This is a genomic window from Helicobacter sp. 23-1048 (assembly GCF_053654545.1).
The window spans coordinates 678,232-697,549 of the sequence record NZ_JBSIUT010000001.1; the positions used below are offsets into that span (position 1 = coordinate 678,232).

The 19,318-nt window shown below is 39.7% G+C and carries 18 protein-coding genes; 11 read left to right on the plus strand and 7 right to left on the minus strand.

Annotation, left to right across the window (positions count from 1 at the left end; translation table 11 throughout):
* Positions 1 to 54 precede the first annotated feature (54 nt).
* A complete protein-coding gene (locus ACWIWK_RS03380) occupies positions 55 to 270 on the plus strand; it encodes a DUF5131 family protein (RefSeq protein WP_454150836.1) in 216 nt (71 codons plus the stop codon).
* Between the two features lie 348 nt (positions 271 to 618).
* On the opposite strand, the gene ACWIWK_RS03385 is transcribed toward ACWIWK_RS03380, so the two are convergent.
* From ACWIWK_RS03385 to ACWIWK_RS03405, 5 genes are all read right to left on the minus strand, one after another.
* A complete protein-coding gene (locus ACWIWK_RS03385; RefSeq protein WP_454150838.1) occupies positions 619 to 2,655 on the minus strand; it encodes a restriction endonuclease subunit S in 2,037 nt (678 codons plus the stop codon).
* A gap of 179 nt (positions 2,656 to 2,834) precedes the next feature.
* Positions 2,835 to 3,095 carry a type II toxin-antitoxin system RelE family toxin gene (locus tag ACWIWK_RS03390; protein WP_454150840.1) on the minus strand — a complete coding sequence of 87 codons (261 nt, stop codon included), beginning with the start codon at positions 3,093 to 3,095 and terminating at the stop codon, positions 2,835 to 2,837.
* A complete protein-coding gene (locus ACWIWK_RS03395) occupies positions 3,088 to 3,366 on the minus strand; it encodes a type II toxin-antitoxin system RelB/DinJ family antitoxin (RefSeq protein ID WP_454150842.1) in 279 nt (92 codons plus the stop codon). Before ACWIWK_RS03395 ends, ACWIWK_RS03390 begins: the two co-directional genes overlap by 8 nt.
* Positions 3,367 to 3,413: 47 nt before the next feature.
* Entirely contained in the window at positions 3,414 to 5,324 is a 1,911-nt protein-coding gene (locus ACWIWK_RS03400; protein ID WP_454150844.1) for an N-6 DNA methylase, read from the minus strand.
* Positions 5,324 to 5,479 carry a hypothetical protein gene (locus ACWIWK_RS03405; RefSeq protein ID WP_454150846.1) on the minus strand — a complete coding sequence of 52 codons (156 nt, stop codon included), beginning with the start codon at positions 5,477 to 5,479 and terminating at the stop codon, positions 5,324 to 5,326. Before ACWIWK_RS03405 ends, ACWIWK_RS03400 begins: the two co-directional genes overlap by 1 nt.
* Before the next feature lie 165 nt (positions 5,480 to 5,644).
* Here ACWIWK_RS03405 and pflA point away from each other — a divergent pair, with 165 nt between their 5' ends.
* The 4 genes from pflA (at position 5,645) to ACWIWK_RS03425 (ending at position 11,202) form a co-directional block, all read left to right on the plus strand.
* A complete protein-coding gene (gene pflA, locus ACWIWK_RS03410) occupies positions 5,645 to 6,409 on the plus strand; it encodes a pyruvate formate-lyase-activating protein (protein ID WP_454150848.1) in 765 nt (254 codons plus the stop codon).
* A gap of 89 nt (positions 6,410 to 6,498) precedes the next feature.
* The gene (locus ACWIWK_RS03415) at positions 6,499 to 6,639 is read left to right on the plus strand and encodes a hypothetical protein (protein WP_454150849.1); all 141 of its coding nucleotides are present in this window, start codon (positions 6,499 to 6,501) and stop codon (positions 6,637 to 6,639) included.
* Between the two features lie 154 nt (positions 6,640 to 6,793).
* Entirely contained in the window at positions 6,794 to 10,114 is a 3,321-nt protein-coding gene (locus tag ACWIWK_RS03420; RefSeq protein WP_454150851.1) for an N-6 DNA methylase, read from the plus strand.
* Positions 10,072 to 11,202: a restriction endonuclease subunit S gene (locus ACWIWK_RS03425; RefSeq protein WP_454150853.1), complete on the plus strand. Its 1,131-nt coding sequence runs from the start codon at positions 10,072 to 10,074 to the stop codon at positions 11,200 to 11,202. The genes ACWIWK_RS03420 and ACWIWK_RS03425 overlap by 43 nt, the downstream gene beginning before the upstream one ends.
* 69 nt (positions 11,203 to 11,271) lie before the next feature.
* Here the strand turns inward: ACWIWK_RS03425 and ACWIWK_RS03430 are convergent, their stop codons facing one another.
* Both ACWIWK_RS03430 and accB read right to left on the minus strand, forming a co-directional pair.
* Entirely contained in the window at positions 11,272 to 12,624 is a 1,353-nt protein-coding gene (locus ACWIWK_RS03430; protein WP_454150855.1) for an acetyl-CoA carboxylase biotin carboxylase subunit, read from the minus strand.
* A gap of 12 nt (positions 12,625 to 12,636) precedes the next feature.
* Complete coding sequence (gene accB / locus ACWIWK_RS03435; protein ID WP_454150857.1) at positions 12,637 to 13,101, minus strand: acetyl-CoA carboxylase biotin carboxyl carrier protein; 465 nt, start codon at positions 13,099 to 13,101, stop codon at positions 12,637 to 12,639.
* A gap of 109 nt (positions 13,102 to 13,210) precedes the next feature.
* On the opposite strand from accB, the gene dcd reads away from it, so the two are divergent.
* From dcd to ACWIWK_RS03465, 6 genes are all read left to right on the plus strand, one after another.
* A complete protein-coding gene (gene dcd / locus ACWIWK_RS03440) occupies positions 13,211 to 13,780 on the plus strand; it encodes a dCTP deaminase (RefSeq protein ID WP_454150858.1) in 570 nt (189 codons plus the stop codon).
* 60 nt (positions 13,781 to 13,840) lie between these two features.
* On the plus strand, positions 13,841 to 15,235 hold the full coding sequence (locus ACWIWK_RS03445; protein ID WP_454150860.1) for a phosphopantothenoylcysteine decarboxylase domain-containing protein: 1,395 nt from the start codon (positions 13,841 to 13,843) through the stop codon (positions 15,233 to 15,235).
* On the plus strand, positions 15,232 to 15,951 hold the full coding sequence (locus ACWIWK_RS03450) for a hypothetical protein (protein ID WP_454150862.1): 720 nt from the start codon (positions 15,232 to 15,234) through the stop codon (positions 15,949 to 15,951). Before ACWIWK_RS03445 ends, ACWIWK_RS03450 begins: the two co-directional genes overlap by 4 nt.
* Before the next feature lie 88 nt (positions 15,952 to 16,039).
* Positions 16,040 to 17,596, plus strand: a complete 1,557-nt coding sequence (locus ACWIWK_RS03455; protein WP_454150864.1) for a phospholipase D family protein — start codon at positions 16,040 to 16,042, stop codon at positions 17,594 to 17,596.
* A 10-nt stretch (positions 17,597 to 17,606) separates the two neighbouring features.
* Positions 17,607 to 17,984 carry a hypothetical protein gene (locus ACWIWK_RS03460; RefSeq protein ID WP_454150866.1) on the plus strand — a complete coding sequence of 126 codons (378 nt, stop codon included), beginning with the start codon at positions 17,607 to 17,609 and terminating at the stop codon, positions 17,982 to 17,984.
* Between the two features lie 65 nt (positions 17,985 to 18,049).
* Complete coding sequence (locus ACWIWK_RS03465; RefSeq protein WP_454150868.1) at positions 18,050 to 19,255, plus strand: multidrug effflux MFS transporter; 1,206 nt, start codon at positions 18,050 to 18,052, stop codon at positions 19,253 to 19,255.
* Positions 19,256 to 19,318 lie beyond the last annotated feature (63 nt).

A 19,318-nucleotide genomic window follows, 5' to 3' on the forward strand; every position in this document is an offset into this window, starting at 1 on the left:
TCCGTTCCAATATCGTTATTTACGGATTTTTGTATTTTTTGTTTTGATAAGTTTATGCAGGAATCTTGGGTGTTAAATATCAAAAATCAATGCGATGCACAAAAAGTGGCGTTTTTCTTTAAACAATGGGGTGCGTGGGGAAGCGATGGGATAAAGCGAAGCAAAAAAGAAAACGGCGCATTATTAGGTGGCAAAATCTACCACAGCTACCCTAAATCAGCCACACAACTAAACCTCATAAATTACGCAATCAAAAATCATAAAACCTAGATTATAGCGAAGTCTAAGCAATTTATCCTTTGTGATATTGTAGGCTTTGAGGGGGCTAAAATATCCATATCCTCATATTGCTATTTAGCAAAAAGCGAAATCCCACATTTTGCGCTATTTGCGATACTTCACACCCTTAATATCACAAGGGGCTTGTCCCTTCATTAGCACAGAGGGGGGGCTTTGGCGTGGGTTTTTTCCTCGTCATTGCGAGATTCTAGGATTTTGTCAAAAAGCCTAGATTTGTGATAATCCGTCATTGTATCATTGCGAGCAGTCGGCACGACTTCGTGGCAATCTAGCTCTTTATTGTCATATTAGCGTAGCACTTAGCGCGAAGTAAAATCTCTATTTCGCGCTATTTTCTATGTTTTGCTCGACTTTGGCTTTGGCGGATTGTAGCAAATCTTTTGCATTTTTACGCAGAACGAAACTTTTTTGGATTTTGGAGGCGATTTGCTCTTGCAATTTAAAATCAAGCAATGGGATTAGCACATTTTCAATCTCGCTTATTTTCCAATGCGCTATGATAGAACCGCCAGAATCTCGCTCGGCTTGTAGTTTTACAGCGATAGAATTTAAAATCAGGCTTAAAACTTGGGGCAAAATTTCATTTTTATCTTTGACTTTTAGGTGCAAAATCGCCCCGCTTGTGATACATTCTAAATCCTCTTCCAAACAATAACTTATGCCGATACTGCCGTCTTTGCTTAATAAAATCGTTTCTTTTTTGGGCGCAAGTTTTTCTAGCTCTTTGGCAAAATTTTCTCTACTTAAACAAATATCGCTTTTTGAGATTCCAAATTTGCTTAGATTCGCCACCCTTACAAATTCTATTCCTTTATCTTGGTAGGCTTCGCTACCGGGCTCGATAGATTTTTGGATAGTTACTAAATCGCCTAATTTTTTGTGGGAAAAGCCTCTAATTTTGCGCTCGATGGCGTCATATTTGGTTTGATAATATTCGCTATCAAGTCTCCCGCTTATGCCATAGCTTTGGGAGAGTGGGCGGATAGAGAGATTTAAATGCGGGTATTTTTCAACCCACCCCCTAGCCCCCTCCGCAAGGGAGGGGGAAAATTGGGAATCACTACGCGCAAGGGAGGGGGAATTTACATTGTCATTCTGAGCAAAGTGCGAAGCACGAAGCGAAGAATCTAAATGGTTTTGCGAAATTGTGTTTGTATTTTTGGATACTTCGCTACGCTCAGTATGACAAAGTGGGGAGCGAGTATGACAAGATAAGGTGTCATTGCGAGAAAATTCGTTAGAATTTTCGTGGCAATCCATAACATTGTCATTTTGAGCTTTCGTAGAAAGCGAAGAATCTAAATTGTCATATTGAGCCTGTGAAAAAGGCGAAATATCTCTATTTTGTGGGTTATTTGAGATACTTCGGGCTACGCTCTCAGTATGACAAATGGTTTGTTCCCCCTCCCGTGCGGATGGGGCTTTGGCGTGGGTTTTTCCCTTGTCAATGTAAGAAATGGATTGCCACGAATCTGCATTCGCGGATTCTCGCAATGACGGAGAAAATTCATTGTCATATTGAGCGTTAAGCGAAATATCTCTTTGCGTGTTATTGTTTGAGATACTTCGGGCTACGCTCTCAGTATGACAATAGGTTTGCAAAGATTCAAGGGGATTGTGTGAATCTAGCCCTAATGCTTCGTATAATAAATTCTCCGCTTCTTTGTAAAGAGCCTTTGAATCCTCTAATGCCTTATGCGAATCTTGGACTAGATTTTGGATTTCTAATTGAAAATCTTGTGGAAATTGGGGGACATAAATATTTTTCAAATAATATGGTGCTATCTCTGGTTGTAATCCGCCATAAATGCCCCTATTTATTTGCTTTTTCCCGTATTGAGTATTTAGAAATACAGCCAAAAAACATTGATTAAAAAACGAATTTTTAGCTATTAAAATATGAGAAGAAGCTATTGTTTCTATATCAATATTATAAACTGCACAATCTCCACAATTTGCGCCCGTTCTAGTGATTAGAATATCATCTTTTTGTATAAGATTCTTTGCTAGTCTTTTCGCATCTTGTTTTGATATAAAAACTTGATTACTTTCAGAATCTATGAATAAAGGTCGTAAATTTTGTGTGCGAAAAAACCATACGCCATTTTCAGAATCTACATAGTTTCTTTGAATCTCGGCTGGGTGCTTAATTGAAATATCCGTGTCTTTTAATTGTATAGGATTTAAATTTAAAAGCCTTGCTTCGTTTTCCAAATACTCTTTTTTAAAATACTCGCTATCAATGCGTTTGGATTCATTATCCTTTTGCACTTGGGAGAGTGAGAGGACGGATAGCTCCAAATGCAGATATTTCGCTTGCAGGGATTCGTTTAACGATTGATTTACATTTTGCATTGTTTTTTGCCTTTTTTAAGTTTATTTTTAAGATTTTGTGCTAAAATTCACTCGTTTTCTAGGCGGCACTTGCCGCCACCTTTTACTTCTCTTAAAACCTCTTTTATCACACGCATTACACATTTTCCCCATAAGTTACTAACCTTGTATCAAAACTAACGATTAAGTCGTTTAAGAAATCATTTATACACATCGCCACGCGAGTCGGCTTTGTAAGCATAGATGACTAAAATCTGATTTTCGCGCACTTCATAAAGCACGCGATACTTCCCCACGCGTAAGCGATAGTGATTTTTTTGCCCTTGTAGTTTGGCTATATCGCAAGGGTTATCATAAGGATTTTGCGCGATAATTTCTAGCTTGGCGATGATTTTGGGAGCTAAATCGCGGTGCTTGGCAAAAAACTTATCAAGTTCTTTGCTTGTATCGACTTTATACATTACAATATTTCCTCTTTAGCTCCTCTAGGCTGATTGTTTCACCTCGCTCTAGCTCTTTTAACGCCTTTTTATACGCCTTTTTGTCTTCTTTTGTCATTATGGTATCAGGGTCGATTTCCGTGCTTGGCGTGAAAGGAATCTCACCCGTTTTTAGCACTTTTTTAGCAAACATTCTAAAGGCTGTGCCTAAATCTAATCCCATATCTTTAAGCATTGCCTCTAACACATCTTTATCCTCGCTATCCATTCTAAACTGCACTAACGCATTCATTTTGTCTCCTTTTGTATGGTTTTGTCGTATTTTAGCATACATTTATTTTAATCTTTGGAATCTTTACAATCTTCTCGCCAAAAGCTCAAATTTTCGGCTCTCGCAAAGTCGATAAAGGCTTCGGCGATGCCCTCCGCAGTCAAATTATCGTGGTTAAATAAATCGTGCTCGATGATTTTATGCCCGTGTGAATCAAGCAAAAATCCACCTTGCGCGTCTTTTAGGTAGATTTTCTCGCCTGAATTATCCTTGCTAGGCTTACTCATAGTCGCAAAGAAAATGTTGTAATCCTCGACTTTGGGGCATAGTTCGCCCCCATTTTTATCGCCATTTTTGCCACCATTTTCATCGACACCGCCCCATTTTTGGATAATCAGCACGCTTGTTTTTGTGCCTGTGTGGGGTTTGAAAACATTGCCGTGTAAGCCTATCACAGCTAAAATCCGCGCTTTGTCCGCGATAAATTCGCGTATATATTTATCGCTAGAATTATTAAACCGCCCCTGTGGCAAAACGATTGCCATTCGCCCGCCATCTTTTAGCATATTGAGATTGCGCTCGATAAATAAAATATCGCGTCCCACTTTGCTTTGTGCCTTGCCATTTGCATTTTTGCCGAGTTCATATCGCGCTAAGATTCTGCTTTCTTTTATATCGCCTGCAAAAGGGGGATTTGCCATCAAAATATCAAAGTTAAAATCCCTATTTGCGTCCTTTTCAGCGCGGAGCTTTTTTAGCCGCTTCCACCCCTCGTAATAAATATCCTCCCATTCATCGTTTTTCGTCCATTCCTCCCAATGCTCATAATCAATAGAATTTAGATACAGCACATTGGTGTGCCCATCGCCTGCGATGAGGTTTAGCATTTTTGAGACGCGCACGGATTTGTCATCAAAGTCGATTCCAAAGATTTTTTCTTTGACATAGTCGGTGCACTCAGCGATTTTGGATTCTGCGGTGAAAAGGTGGCTTTGGCTTAAGCCTTTGTCCCTATAAAGTCGCTCCCATACATAAAAGCAAGTATGAATGGGGAATCCACAGCTCCCACTTGCTGGGTCTATCATTGATTCGTGTGGCTTTGGGTTTAGCATTTTTACGCACATATCGATGACATAGCGCGGGGTGAAATACTGCCCTTTTTCGCCTTTGGCGGATTTATTGACTAAGTATTCAAAGGTTTCATCGATGACTTCTAGGTTGGAGTTAAAGAGTTTGACATTTTCTAGTGAGCCTACGCATACGCTAAGATGTGAGGGGGAGAGCTTGATTTTATCATCTTTGCTAAATACGCCCTCCCATTTTTCTTTTGCCCTGTCAAAGAGCTTTTCGATTTTTGCCTTTAGCTCAGAATCTGATTCGCCGTAGTTTTTAAATTCTAGATTTCGCGTGGCATTTCTAGCCCCCTCTAGCTCGTCATAAAGTTTGATAAAAATGAGCTTAAAGACTTCCTCAAACACATCTACGCCCGCGTTTGCTAGCACTTCATCTTCCATATCCAAAATGATATTTTTTAGGCTTGTTTTTTGCGTGCGGAGAATGTCCTTTGCTATCAAATCGCTAAATGTAAAATCCTCTTGCAAAATGTCTTTTAGGCTTTTATCCTGCGTGGGGATATTTGGGATTGGCTCGAAATAGTTTGGGTCTTTGCGGTGATAAAAGCTAATTTGGCTTCCATTGCACCATACCGCCATAGTCGCGCCTGTGGCGTTGCAATAGCTTTTTAGCTGCTCTTTGCCCTCTTTTAATTTAGGCTTTTTGACTTCGATTATTATGTAGGGCGTGGTAGGTTGGAGTTTATCCATAATGATAATATCTGCGCGTTTTACCTCGCGCCCAAAATGAATGGCACATTCGACTTGAATGCGCGATTTTGGATAGCTGTATTCGTGTATGAGTTTGTCTAAATAAAGCTGGCGGATAATCTCTTCTGGGGTGAGTTTGATTTCTTTTTCGCGCACTAGGCAGGGCGCGTAGCAAGTATGTTTATTCCCCCCCCCCCATTAGCGTTTTTAACGATAATGTTTGCCTCTAAATTTGCGATAGATTCCTCGCTAAAAAGCTCTAATCTATACTCGCTGTCTTTGAGAATCTGTGCTAGCTGTGGAGTGTGCATAGTGTGTCCTTTGTATTGCTTGTATCTTGCTTGTGTGTTTTATAGGTTTTTAAGAGGGTTATTGTAGCCAAGTTGTGCTAAGATTTTGGCGTTGTTTGTGGATTTTACATAAGAAATACAATGTGTAACAAATCATCTCATCAAAGGCATTAAGGGGCAAGAGCGTTGAAAACAATCATTTTGCAGGATTTTTTGAATCGTTATAAAGACATAAAAGCCCGCGTGCATTCATTTGAGAGCTTTGGGGGGAGCGATGGTCCGGGTGTGCGCTTTGTGCTATTTTTGCAGGGCTGTCGCTTGCGCTGTTTATACTGCCATAACCCTGATACTTGGGATTTGCACAACGGAGTTGAGATGAATCTCAAAGATATTCTTAAAAAGATTTTGCCTCATAAAAAGTTTTATCAAAACGGTGGGGTTAGCATTTCAGGGGGCGAGCCACTGCTACAAAGCGAGTTTTTATATGATTTTTTAGTCGCGCTAAAATGGCTAGGATTTCACACTGCGATTGATACGAGCGGGAGTGTCGCTATCGAAAAATCCAAAAAGTGCATAGATGAGGCAAGTATGCTTCTGCTCGATATTAAGGAAGTAGATGAGCGCGATTGTGTGGGATTAACAGGGGCGAGTGGCAACAATACGCTAAAAACGCTTCACTACTGCGAGGAGGTGGGTAAGCCCGTGTGGGTGCGTTTTGTCTGCGTGCCAGAGCACACTTTGCAAACGCATAAAATCCACGCATTAGGCGAGATACTGCGACCACTACAATGCGTGCAAAAAGTGCAACTCCTGCCATTTCACCAGCTAGGCGCGCACAAATACGAGCAACTAGGCTTACGCTACAAGCTAGCACATCTCCCCACGCCCACAAATGAAGCAATGCAAGAGGCAAAAGAGATTCTCTCTAGTTATGGATTAGCACTTGGGTAGATTTTGCTACAATTATGCGCAAAATCTCCTCTGCATTTATAAATGTAGAGGGCTTAATTACAATCAAATTAAATGTCAAAGGAACACAAATGATAACCAAAGATAACTTGCAAGATTTGCTTCTCTCACTTGGATTTGTAGAATCTAGCGCGCAGATTCTCACCAAAAACTTTCAAAGCGCAAAAATCCCTAGCGGGGGGGGGGGGAAATACTACTACTCTAAAAGTTGATTTTAAAGCAAAAACAATCAGCTATCTTCCGCTTGATGAGGGATTTAGAGAGGGAGAATATCCAAGCAAAGATAAGCCAAGCAATGGCTTTATTATCCACCGCCACACCACGACAAATTTAACCTCAAATGAAAATTTTGTCTGCCTTTTGGCTGTGGATAGACTTTTAAGCAAAGGTTATGAAGCAAGGCATATCATCTTAGAGCCGACTTTCAAAGTCGGACATAAACCGAAAGTCTATGGTGATATTTTGGTGCTTAATCAAAATTTTGAAAATCTTATTTTGATTGAAAACAAAACCTATGGCAAAGAATTTGACAAAGAATGGCAAAATATGCTTAAAGATGGCGGACAGCTTTTTAGCTACTACGCGGTAAATAAAACACCATTTTTGTGCCTTTTAGCGTATGATTTTGATTTTGCGTCAAACAAAATTATTTACAAAAGCCACATTATCACTACCAAAGACAATAAAGAGCATTTGCAACTTGTAAATGACGGAGTAGAAAAAGACAAACAAAAACTAGGCTTTGAGGATTCTGCAAACGCCAATGCTAAAGATTATTTCAAAGTGTGGAGCGAGACTTATCAGTTTGCCACTACGACAAAAGGATTGCTTGAAGATGATATTTTGCCATATTTAGTAGGCAAAGAAAAATACACACTTAGCGACTTACAAGTCGTCCCTTACAACGAGATTGCAAACATTTATCACACATTTGCTACTATTTTGCGAAATAACGCCATAGGCAACTACGAAAACACATTTTATGTGCTTGTGGATTTATTTTTATGTAAAATCATCGATGAGCAAAGCAACCCGCAAGATTTGCAGTTTTATTACAAAGGCGTGAGTTATGACAATCCTTTTCACTACATAGATAGATTGCTAAATCTCTACGAAAAAGGCATTGACACGCTTTTTAAGAAAAAAGTTGTCAATATCTCAAAAAGTCAAATAGATTCTCTTTTTACCCAAGCCAAACGCTACAAAGGAGAATTTAAAGCCAAAATTGAAAGCATTTTTGACAAACAAAAGTATTTTAATATCAAAAAATTTAACTTCATCGAAGTCGAAAATGAGGAGGAATTTTTTATTAACTTCAAAGTGCTTATTCAAATAAGCAACCTTATCCAAGATTTTTATATTACCCAAAGTGAAAACAATCAATTTTTAGGCGACTTGTTTGAGGGATTTTTAAACCGCTCTGTGCATCAAACAGAGGGGCGATTTTTTACCCCTACGCCTATTACAAATTTTATTATTTCCTCATTGCCTACGCTCTCATCACAGCCAAAAGTGCTAGATTTTGCTTGTGGAGCGGGACATTTTTTGACAGAATTTATCACGCACAATCAAAATGCTAAACTTTATGGCATCGAGAAAAACAAAGATTTAAGCAAAGTCGCCAAAACAGCCTGTGTCCTGCATAATGCAAGTCAAACGCAAGTGATTTTTCAAGACGCGTTAGATTTTGTCAAAGAAGCATTTGCTAGGGATTTTGAAAATGGCAGTTTTGATATAATCATTTCAAATCCACCCTACTCTGTCAAAGGCTTTTTAAGCACACTTACACAAAAAGCATTAGCAAATTTTGAGCTAAGTCAAAGCATCGATACTAAAAGCTATGACAAAAATGGCTCTATTGAATGCTTTTTTATCGAGCGTGCAAAGCAGTTTTTAAAAGAAAATGGGCTTTTGGTGCTGGTCTTGCCTGTAAGTGTATTGCAAAAAGGACAAATCTATGAAAAAACGCGCGAGATTTTATTTGCACATTTTAAACTTCTCGCCATTGTCGAGCTAAACTCACGCACTTTTGGCTCCACAGGCACACAGACAATCATTCTTTTTGCCAAAAGGGTAGAAAAATACGCCAAAGATTTGATTTGCGCTTTGCAAGAAGCAAAATTTGATGACGAGCGAATAGCAAATGATTTTGATAAAAAAGACTTTTTGAGGGAATATTGTGATTTTGTGGGCTATGATTATGATGAGTTTAGAGCGTTTATGGGTGGAGGCGATTTAGCACAAAATCTAGCACAAAATGAAGTTTTCAAAGACTACAAAAGCGATTTTGACTCCACTAAACCAAAAGTGTTTAAAAAAGTAGCTATTAAAGAAAGCGACAAAAAAGATTTATTTGAGCAATCAAGCTTTTTTGTGCCAAACCTAAGCCCAAAAGAATCAAAACAAGCCCTTCATAATTTTGAAAAAAGCACAGAATTTAAAGAAGCTACAAAGGCATTTTATGTGAAGCAGTTTTTAGCGCAGATTCGCCATTTAGAGCAAGAAAAAATGCTTTATTACGCGCTTATTTGCGATGAAAAAGTGCTTGTGCTAAAAAGCCCAAATGACAAAAACACCCAAAACAAAAGCAACAAAGCAAATATAGTCAAATTTCTAGGCTATGATTGGAGCAAACGCAAGGGCGATGAGGGGATTAAATACCAAACCACCACGCTAGAAAACGATGAGTTAAAAGAGGGCAAAGATGACAGCGATGAGGAAAAGAAAAGCAAAGAAGCCCTGCGCAATATCAACTCTGTCAAATACATTAGCACCCCACTTTATAATCCAAATGACAAAGAGGACAAAAGCAAACTTGCCTTTGGTATCAAATCTTTTATACGCGCCCAAGAGCAAGATTTAGATTCGCAAGATATACATAGTGAGCTAGAAGCGATTTTGTCAAATCTACAAAGCAAAGAAGCAGATTCTTATAGTCTTTTTGTAAGCGATATAAAATCTATGCTTGATTTTACCCGCGCAGAGTTTAGCAAAGCGATTAGCCTAAATCCTAAAAATGCGACAACACGGAATCCATTTGCAGATTCTAAATTTGAAATGGTGAGATTAGGCGAATTTGTAACAGAGATTCAAACCGCAAAACGACCAAAAGGTGGGGTAGGAAACTATGAAAGCGGTGCTTTAAGTTTGGGTGGCGAACATATAGATAATATCAATGGCTATGTAAAACTTGATTCGCCCAAATATGTGCCTATGGAATTTTACGAGAAATTTGAAAAACAAAATAAAGGTATCGTAAAAGAAAATGATATTTTGATTTGCAAAGACGGCGCATTGACAGGAAAAGTTGCACTAGTGAGAGACGAATTTAAAAATCAAGTAGCGATGATAAACGAACATATATTTTTGCTTCGTTGTGATGATTTGACAAAGCAAAAATTTCTTTTTTACATTTTGCATTCACAAAGCGGACAAAATCTTTTAAAATCAAAAGTTACAGGTTCTGCGCAAGGTGGATTAAACGAACCGAATTTAGTATCAATACAAATCCCTAAACCGCCGCTAGAAATCCAAAAGCAAATCGTGGCAGAATGTGAAAAAGTCGAAAAGCAGTATCAAACTATACGAATGAGTATTGATGAATATAAAAAGTTGATTGAAGCTATTTTGATTAAATGTGGTGTTTGCGAGAGAGAGAGAGAGAGAGTGATTCCGCCCAAGACATAGACAACCTTATAGATTCTATTCTTGCAAGTATTATCAATCTAGAATCTAGACTTGAACCCTTATTTTGTCATACTGAGCGAAGCGAAGTATCTCAAAAAGATTTTTCTTGTCATTCTGAGGGAGCGCTTAGCGCGACCGAAGAATCTCAACAGAATCCACAAAATAGAGATATTTCGCTAAACGCTCAATATGACAATAGAGATTCTTCGCTCGTTGCACTCGCTCAGAATGACATACCCACCCCTAAATCCTCTCTGCAAGGGAGGGGACTTGATTTGCCCCTTGCGATAAATACCCCACCCGCAAGGGGACTTGATTTGTCTTTTGCGAATGACGCCCCACCCCAAACCCTTCGGCTAAGGGAAGTGGCTTATTTTGATTCCTCCCTTGCGGATGTTAAATCAACTTGTCCCCCTTCCTTTGCGCGTGGCGAATCCACCGATTCCCCCTCCCTTGCGGAGGGGGTTAGGGGGTGGGTAGAATCTCTTACCGACTTACTAAAATCCCTCCCCACACCACCAAAACAGGGTTGGGAGAGAGTCAAACTTGGGGAAGTTTGTAGCGTTGCAAGTGGCGGAACTCCCAAACGAGAAGTAGCGCAATTTTGGAATGGAAATATAAATTGGCTAAAAAGTGAAGTATGTCAAAATTGCTATGTTTATGAAAATCAAGTGAGCGAAAAAATCACGGAATTAGGTTTGCAAAAATCATCAGCAAAAATACTAAAAAAGAACTCTGTTTTAATTGCATTAGTGGGCGCAACAATAGGTAAAATTGGATATTTAACCTTTGAAAGCACAACTAACCAAAACATAGCTGGTTTATATCCATTAAATGAAAAAAATTTAATGACAAAATTTTTGTATTTTGCAATTATGGGACTTTATCCAAAATTTAAAGAAAGGGCAGGTTTTAATATGGCAAATTTGCCTTTTATAAAAAACCTTAAAATCCCTTTACCACCTTTACGCGAGCAAGAAAAAATCATCGCTTGCATTGAGAGCATAGAATCCAAAATATCTGCGCTAGATTCCACCCTCCCTGCGTTAGAACGCACCAAATCCCAAATCCTGCAAAAATATCTTTAGCATAGTGTGAAATCATCGCATTAAGTGGTGGGGTGGTGTGATTCACACCACAGGGTTATTGAAAATAAGTTATTTTAAAAACTCTTGTTCTAAGTATTTGGTATGGATTTTTGAGAGGTGGAAATCTTTGTTTTCCATCATTTTGATATGGAATGGGATAGTAGTCTTAATGCCCTCAATGCAAAATTCCTTAAGTGCGCGGTGCATTCGCCTAATCGCCTCATTCCTATCACTCCCCCACACGATGAGCTTGCCAATCATAGAATCATAGTGCATAGGCACGGTATAGCCACCATACGCGTGCGTGTCTAGGCGCACATTCGCACCACCCGGACTTATCCATTTAGTGATTTTACCCGGGCAGGGGTAGAATTTCTCAGGGTCTTCGGCGGTGATTCTGCATTCTATGCTATGCCCTTTAAATGTGATTTCCTCTTGGCTTGGGAGCTTCTCGCCCTCTGCCACGCGCACCATCCACTCGACTAAGTCAAGCCCGCTTATCATCTCGCTTACCGTGTGTTCAACTTGCAAGCGTGTATTCATCTCCATAAAGTAAAAATCCTCATAATTCGCATCAAGCAAAAACTCAAATGTCCCCGCTCCCACATAGCCGATATGCTTGGCTGCTTTGACTGCGGTATCAAGCAATCTTTGGCGCACTTCTGGCTTTAGCACCACAGCGGGAGCTTCCTCGATGAGCTTTTGCTGGCGTCTTTGCGCAGAGCAGTCGCGCTCGCCTATGTGGAGGACATTGCCGTGCTTATCCGCGAGAATCTGCACTTCGATATGCTTAGGCGAGCGGATAAACTTCTCCATATAAATCGTCCCATCACCAAACGCGCTTAGAGCCTCACTCTCAGCGGCTAGATAGAGATTTTTTAGGAGTTCGGGCTTTTCTACCACACGCATTCCTCGCCCTCCACCTCCAGCAGCAGCCTTTAAAATCACGGGATAGCCGATTTCTTTTGCTACTTTTTGGGCTTCATTCGCGTCTTTGAGTGCGCCATCACTTCCCATTATCACGGGCACGCCCGCTTCTTTCATCACATCTTTTGCTTTAGATTTATCACTCATTAGCACCATTACTTCACTGCTAGGACCGATAAACTCGATATTATGGTGCGCGCAGACTTCTACAAAGTTTTGATTCTCACTTAAAAATCCATATCCCGGGAAAATCGCATCAGCCTCAAAGAGCTCTGCTGCACTCATAATGGCTGGGATATTAAGATAGCTTTGAGAGGACTTCTCCGCTCCTACGCAGACTTTGGCATCGGCTATATCAAGGTAATGCGTGTCTTTATCCGCAGTAGAGTAAATCGCAATAGCCTGCTTGCCCATTTCTTGAATCGTGCGGATAGCACGAAGCGCAATTTCACCGCGATTGGCGATAAGGATTCGCTGTATTTTTTTAGACTTCATAGAGGGCTACTTTTAGAGTTTTTGGATTTTTACAAGATTGGTGCTAAACTCGACAGGTGTAGCATCATCAACCTCAATAGAGAGAATCTTGCAATCACATTCTGCTTCGATTTCATTCATTATTTTCATTGCCTCAATAATGCCGATAGTCTGTCCCTTTTTGACTGTATCGCCCACATTGATATAGGGCGAAGCACCCGGACTTGGGCATCGGTAAAATGTGCCAACCATTGGTGAAGTGATAAAATCGCCACTTGAGCTACTTTGTGCAGGTGTCGCCTTGTGAGATTCTGTGTTTTGGGTGGATTCTTGGACTTGAGGGGGTATAGGAGCACTTGGAATGCTTACTTGTGTGCTAGCACTTGGTGTAGCATATTTTTCAATTTTTAACTCAAAGTCGCCGTTTTTCACGCTAAGTTTGGCGATGTCGCGCTCATCGAAAAATTCCATTAGTTTTTTAATTTCTGCTAAGTTCATCTTCCGCCTTTTTTGTGAGATTACACACCTTAGGTGTGCTAATAAAAATAAACTTGCTATAATACCACATTTTCTCTACAAAAGATATAAAATTTTTAAGGAGTGTAAAATGGGGCTAAAGAGTGATTCTTGGATACGACAAATGAGCCTAGAGCACGATATGATACAGCCATTTTGCGAGAAGCAAGTGGGCAAAAATATCGTATCTTTTGGGCTTTCAAGCTATGGCTATGATATTCGCGTGGGAAGCAAATTTATGATATTTAGCAATGTGGATTCTATGGTGGTAGACCCCAAAAATTTCCACGAAAATAATGTCATCACCAAAGAAGCAAAAGACGGATTTTGCATAGTCCCGCCAAACTCCTTTGCGCTCGCACACACGGTGGAGTATTTTAAAATGCCACGCGATACGCTTGCAATCTGTCTAGGCAAAAGCACTTATGCGCGGTGTGGAATCATTGTCAATGTAACGCCTTTTGAGCCAGAATTTGAGGGGCATATCACTATTGAGATTAGCAACACTACGCCACTGCCTGCCAAAATCTACGCAAATGAGGGTATCGCTCAAGTGCTGTTTTTTCAAGGTGATGAAATGTGTGAAGTAAGCTACAAAGATAGAGGTGGCAAATATCAAGGACAAAGGGGCATCACACTCCCTAGAATCTTAGAGAAATAAATATAAGGAATAACGCCTTGAAAGCATTGCCACGCATTAACATTATAGTAAGGAAAATAAATGAGCGAATTTGATTTTTTGCGCCCGCTTTTTGCTAAAAGGAAAATTTTGGTGGTTGTGAGTGCGTCTGTGGCGGTGTATAAAACCCTTGATATTATAAGCACACTGCATAAATTAGGCGCGAAAATCCGCGTGGTAATGAGCAAAGAGAGCACAAAGTTTATCAATCCGTTGCTTTTTGAGGCGTTGAGTAAAAATGTCGTCTTGTGCGAAGATTCTCAAAGTTGGAGTGGCAAAAAAGCACCAAATCATATCACTTATGCTAAATGGGCGCAAGTTGTCTTAATCGCGCCTGCTACGGCGAATATTATCGCTAAATTTGCGCAAGGAATCGCTGATGATATAAGCACTTGCACACTCTTAGCCTGCAATGCTGAAAAAATCCTCGCTCCTGCTATGAATACGACAATGCTAAATGCCCCTCAAACACAAGCAAATCTTACTACACTACGCAATTTGGGCGTGCAAATAATCGAGCCAAAAATCGCGCTTTTGGCTTGTGGAGATGAGGGAAAGGGAGCATTGGCAGATAAGGCTGAGATAATTTTTGCCCTTTTGCGCTCTCTTATAAATCTAAATCTTAAGCATTTGCCTATAAAATCTTTTAGGGATAGCGAGATTGAGCGAATGACAATTCTTCGTAATAGAGTTGAGAATCTTGCATTTTGGCGAGACAAAGAAGTCATCATCACGGGCGGAGGAAGTAGTGAGAACATTGATAGTGTGCGCGTGATTAGTAATCTCTCAAGTGGCAAGCAAGCATATTTTTTAGCCCTGTGTCTTTACACGCTGGGGGCGAAGGTAACGCTCATTAGCTCAAAGCCACAAGATGATTTACCACCATTGCCTCATAGCATTGCGCAAGCAAGGGTAACTACAAGCAAGGAATTTTATGACGCGATTATAGAATCTAAGCGCAAGTGCAAAAGTATCCCCTATCTTTTTATGAGTGCAGCGATTGCGGACTTCACCCCAAAATCCCCCGCCAAACACAAGATAAAAAAAGATCAAATGCAAGATTTGTGTATCGAGCTTGTGCGTAATGTGGATATTCTTGCAAGTTTAGATTCTAAGGAATTTTATAAAATAGGCTTTAAGGCCGAGAGTGATGAAAAAACTGCCATTAAAAGTGCTCAAACAATGCTTGAGCATAAGCAATGTCTTTGTGTGTGCCTTAATGTCATAAACGCACAAAATAAAGCCTTTGGAGAGATGAATAATACAATGCAATTTGTGTGGCAAGATAGCATTAAAGCATTAAACCACGCACTAAGTAAGTTTGCTCTCAGTTTTGAGGTTGCTAATATTGCGCGTGTGGCTAAACAAAGCATTCATACAGATTCACGCCCACAGCATCGCAAAGATTGTAATAAAAGGGCTAAAATAGGGCAATGAAACACATTGGCACTCTTTTTAGAGCGTTTAACTCTACTCATATAGCACATTTTAATGCGAGCTTGCCAATAGTGATTAGCGTGCGCCAAAGGCTTAGCTCCTCAAAATATCTTTTAGAAATTGGCAATAAAACACTTCAAACCACGAGTTATAAATCTCTCAAAGTGGGAGAAAAATATTGGGGGACAATGCAAGAGAGCTCAGATGGTGCGATAGTGCTTAATAATCTTTTACACCGCCCAGCAATTTTAGACTTTTTGCCATTTGCTCCACAAAAGTTTGACCTCACACAACTTGAGGAATTTTTAGAATCTAAAAATATCTTTAAACGCGCCCTTGATAGAAATTTAGAACAAATGGCAAACGCAAAAAACAAAGAGGAATTTGAGTTTTTTAGCTTTGTCGTGCTTGGATTAAAAGAGGGTGTGCTAAGCTTTGTGGTCATAAATGAAAAAAAAGAGAGTCTTTTGCAAATCCAGCGACAACAAAACGCCATTATTTTTAGCGTGATAATGCCTCATCTTGGGGCTATTGAAGGGAAAATATCGCCAAGCAACGCAATCATTATAAAAGCAAATTTTGAAAATTCTCTCGCATTGCTTCAAACAAATGCCAAGCAATTAAAGCAATATGCGTCCATAGAATTTGTGCTTGATAAGGCGATAAAGCCACTTTTTGTCCCGCAAGGCGAGAATCTGCTAAGCTATCTTGTATAGTGAAGTTAAGAATTAAGAAGCAAAAGAAATCGATAAATTATTTTAGCTATAATATCCCATTTAATTATCAAAAAGGGGTTGCGTGCAAATGCGCTTAATGCTAGGTCTAAGTAATATTTTTATAGCATTTTTTATGTTTGTCGGGTGTGCTCAAGGGGTAATCAATCTCAACGATGTCCCTAGAGATTCTCTCCAATCAAGCCTAGAAATAGAATCTTTTGAGCCATCTCAAACGCATATTGGCAAAATTTATAGCGAAGAAATCACAAAAAACAACGGCAAAAGTGGCGCGTTGCTTATCCAAGACGGCTCGCAGGCTTTAATCCATCGCTCAGCATTAGCAAAAATGGCGCAAAAAAGCATTCTTTTGCAATCCTCAATTTATCGCGATGAGCTCTCTTCAAGGGTGCTTATGCGTGAGCTTTGGCTTGCGGCAAATCGTGGAGTAAAGGTGCGACTTTTAATTGATGATAATGGGCTAGATTCTGATTTTAGCGATATTATCGCGCTTGATTCTCACCCTAATATCGAAGTAAAGATTTTTAACCCATATAAAAATCGCTCAAAACTTCTGCGATACCCAGAGATGATATATGGCTTTAGTCGTATTTCACGCCGAATGCACAATAAAATTTTCGTGGTAGATGATATTGCGCTTGTCATTGGTGGGCGCAATATCGCTGATGAATACTTTAATAGCAACACAGATATTAACTTTACAGATACAGATGTGATTTTTATCGGTCCTGTGGTGCAAAAGGCGGTGGAAAACTTCAATGAATATTGGGCGTATGAACGCTCGATTCCAGCGTATTTACTCCCCTCTAAACGAAGTATGAAAAAATATGAAGAAGACATAGCTAAAACTATTGATACACTTGAGAATCCTAAAGAATTTGAGCAATATAATCATTTGGTAAATGAATTTGTGGAGGATTATAATGATAAAAAATTCCCAATTTTGTGGGGAAGTGCGACTTTTATCGGCGATAAACCACAAAAAATAGAGCAAGAATTAGAAAGCACCCCCATTTATGATACGCTCAAAGATATATTTACCTCGACAAAAAATGATGTCTATATCGCTGTATCTTATCTTGTGCCCGGTAAAAAGTCATTAGCCCTTATAGATTCTCTAAAAGCGCGTGGCGTGCAAACATATATATTAACCAACTCACTCGCCTCCACAGATTTGCTTGTGGTGCATTCAGCGTGGGAATCATATCGTAAAAAGTTTGTAAAAAATGGCGTAAAAGTCTATGAATACCACTATCACGGGAAAAAGGAGCGCAGTGGTTTGCGTGGCAAACTTAAAAAAACCAATGTTTCATTGCATAGCAAAACCATTGTGTTTGATGAGCGCATTACTTGGGTGGGAAGTTTTAATCTTGACCCGCGCTCGGTAAGTCTCAACACAGAATCGGTGGTGATTTTTGACAATCCACAATTTGCCCTAGCACTCAAAAAAATGATACAATCTCAAATGCGAGAATCGTGGGAAGTCGTGGAGTTTGGCGGAAGTATTCATTGGCGTGGATATAATAATCTTGGAGAATATGAACTTCACTCAAGCTCCCCTAATGCAAGCATATTGCTTCGTGTGGTAAATGTGCTGGCAAAAATTTTGCCTGAAAAACAAATCTAAAGGATTGCGTATGTTGATAATTGGGCATAGCGAGATAGCATACCAAAAGTTTGTGCGTGTGGAATCATTAGAGCAAATCACACAAAGTAGGAATGATGAAATTGTGTGGTTTCCTTACAATGGAGATTTTCGTCTTCTTAAGCATTGCGCGAGTAATGAAATTGCCTTTGGAGTGCTCGTTGAGAGTGTGAGTGATTTTGTGTTGAGTGCGAGCTTTATGCCACATTATCTTATCGTGCGTCATAGTGCGCAAACTTTCCAACAAGTCGCCCAAAACTATTTGTTTGATAGCAAAGTGCTCTATGTGATTAAGAGCGAAGATGAGATAGAATCGTTAGCAAAACTTGGTATTGATGGTGTGATTTTTGCAGATGTGTTGCGTTTATAGTTTATTTAATTAAGTTACAATTATTTCTCTATCAAACATAACATTACTCAAATCTAAGGAATCTGATGTCAAACGCAACACAAAATCCTACTACTAAAGATAGCCAGAGACGCAATTCTCGAGTGTATTTGCTCATTGTGCTTGCTTGTTTAAGTGCTTTTGGTCCTTTTATTACGGACTTTTATCTGCCTGCTTTGCCAAAGATTCAAGAGCTTTTTCATTCAAGTGAAACTTATGTGCAACTCTCTATCACTTGCTCGCTTTTGGGATTGGGGCTTGGTCAGCTTGTGATGGGTCCATTTAGCGATATGTATGGGCGCAAGAGAGTGCTTCTTATCTCACTTTTTTTATTTGTGTTAAGCACGATTGCGTGTATTTTTAGTTGGGATATTGGCTCATTTATTGTGTTTAGGTTATTGCAAGGTATTGCCGCAAGTGGCGGGGTTGTTATTTCTCGTTCTGTGGTGGCGGATTTGTTTAGAGGAGAAGAGTTAGCGAAGTTTTATGCAATGCTTGGGGCGATTCACGGGCTTGCGCCAATTTGTGCGCCCGTGCTTGGTGGTATAATGCTCGAATTTACCCAGTGGCGTGGAATCTTTGTGGCTTTGCTCGGCATTGGTTTAGCCCTTTTAATCGCTGTGCTTTTCTTCCACGAAAGCCTCCCGTTAGAAAATCGCCTCAAAGGCAAGATTTATGAAAGTTTTTCATTTTTGGGGATTGTCAAAAATCGCACTTTTATGCTCTATACAGCAATCAATGCCGTTGCTATGGGATTTATGTTTAGTTTTATTGCTTCGAGTTCATTTATTTTTGAGAATCATTTTGGGCTAAGCGAATTGCAATATGGCTTTTGTTTTGGTGGTGCGGCGTTAGGGCTTACTATTGGTGCGAGCGTTACGCCATTATTTAAAAGTGAGCGTAAGGCATTGAAAACGGGCATTGTAGGATTTTTTGTGTTAGGACTTATTACAAGTGCCATAGTGCTTTGGCACGGCAATATGTGGATTATGGAATCAAGCATTGTGCTTACGCTCGTTTTTTTGGGTATGATTTTGCCATCAGCTACTGCATTGGCAATGGAAATGGAGCGCAAAAATGCGGGTAATGCTTCTGCGGTGCTTGGATTCTCACTTTTTGCATTTGGAGGGATTGTCTCACCACTTACAGGGCTTGGAGATATTTTTGTTTGCACAAGCGCGGTAATGGCAAGTTCTGCAAGCTTTTTGGCAGTGTGTGGGATATTTGTATTGAGGAAAAATCATTCCTTATAATTAGCTTAAATTAAGTTAATTTTAAGCGAAAATTTTTTATAATCCCAATTAGAATTTTACTTC

What these genes read in the sequence shown, in the direction of transcription:
- ACWIWK_RS03380 (WP_454150836.1), top strand. Translation starts at nt 55, where the DNA reads ATGCAGGAATCTTGGGTGTTAAATATCAAAAATCAATGCGATGCACAA.
- ACWIWK_RS03385 (WP_454150838.1), bottom strand. Translation starts at nt 2,655, where the DNA reads ATGCAAAATGTAAATCAATCGTTAAACGAATCCCTGCAAGCGAAATAT.
- ACWIWK_RS03390 (WP_454150840.1), bottom strand. Translation starts at nt 3,095, where the DNA reads ATGTATAAAGTCGATACAAGCAAAGAACTTGATAAGTTTTTTGCCAAG.
- ACWIWK_RS03395 (WP_454150842.1), bottom strand. Translation starts at nt 3,366, where the DNA reads ATGAATGCGTTAGTGCAGTTTAGAATGGATAGCGAGGATAAAGATGTG.
- ACWIWK_RS03405 (WP_454150846.1), bottom strand. Translation starts at nt 5,479, where the DNA reads ATGCACACTCCACAGCTAGCACAGATTCTCAAAGACAGCGAGTATAGA.
- ACWIWK_RS03415 (WP_454150849.1), top strand. Translation starts at nt 6,499, where the DNA reads ATGATAACCAAAGATAACTTGCAAGATTTGCTTCTCTCACTTGGATTT.
- ACWIWK_RS03430 (WP_454150855.1), bottom strand. Translation starts at nt 12,624, where the DNA reads ATGAAGTCTAAAAAAATACAGCGAATCCTTATCGCCAATCGCGGTGAA.
- accB (WP_454150857.1), bottom strand. Translation starts at nt 13,101, where the DNA reads ATGAACTTAGCAGAAATTAAAAAACTAATGGAATTTTTCGATGAGCGC.
- dcd (WP_454150858.1), top strand. Translation starts at nt 13,211, where the DNA reads ATGGGGCTAAAGAGTGATTCTTGGATACGACAAATGAGCCTAGAGCAC.
- ACWIWK_RS03445 (WP_454150860.1), top strand. Translation starts at nt 13,841, where the DNA reads ATGAGCGAATTTGATTTTTTGCGCCCGCTTTTTGCTAAAAGGAAAATT.
- ACWIWK_RS03450 (WP_454150862.1), top strand. Translation starts at nt 15,232, where the DNA reads ATGAAACACATTGGCACTCTTTTTAGAGCGTTTAACTCTACTCATATA.
- ACWIWK_RS03455 (WP_454150864.1), top strand. Translation starts at nt 16,040, where the DNA reads ATGCGCTTAATGCTAGGTCTAAGTAATATTTTTATAGCATTTTTTATG.
- ACWIWK_RS03460 (WP_454150866.1), top strand. Translation starts at nt 17,607, where the DNA reads ATGTTGATAATTGGGCATAGCGAGATAGCATACCAAAAGTTTGTGCGT.
- ACWIWK_RS03465 (WP_454150868.1), top strand. Translation starts at nt 18,050, where the DNA reads ATGTCAAACGCAACACAAAATCCTACTACTAAAGATAGCCAGAGACGC.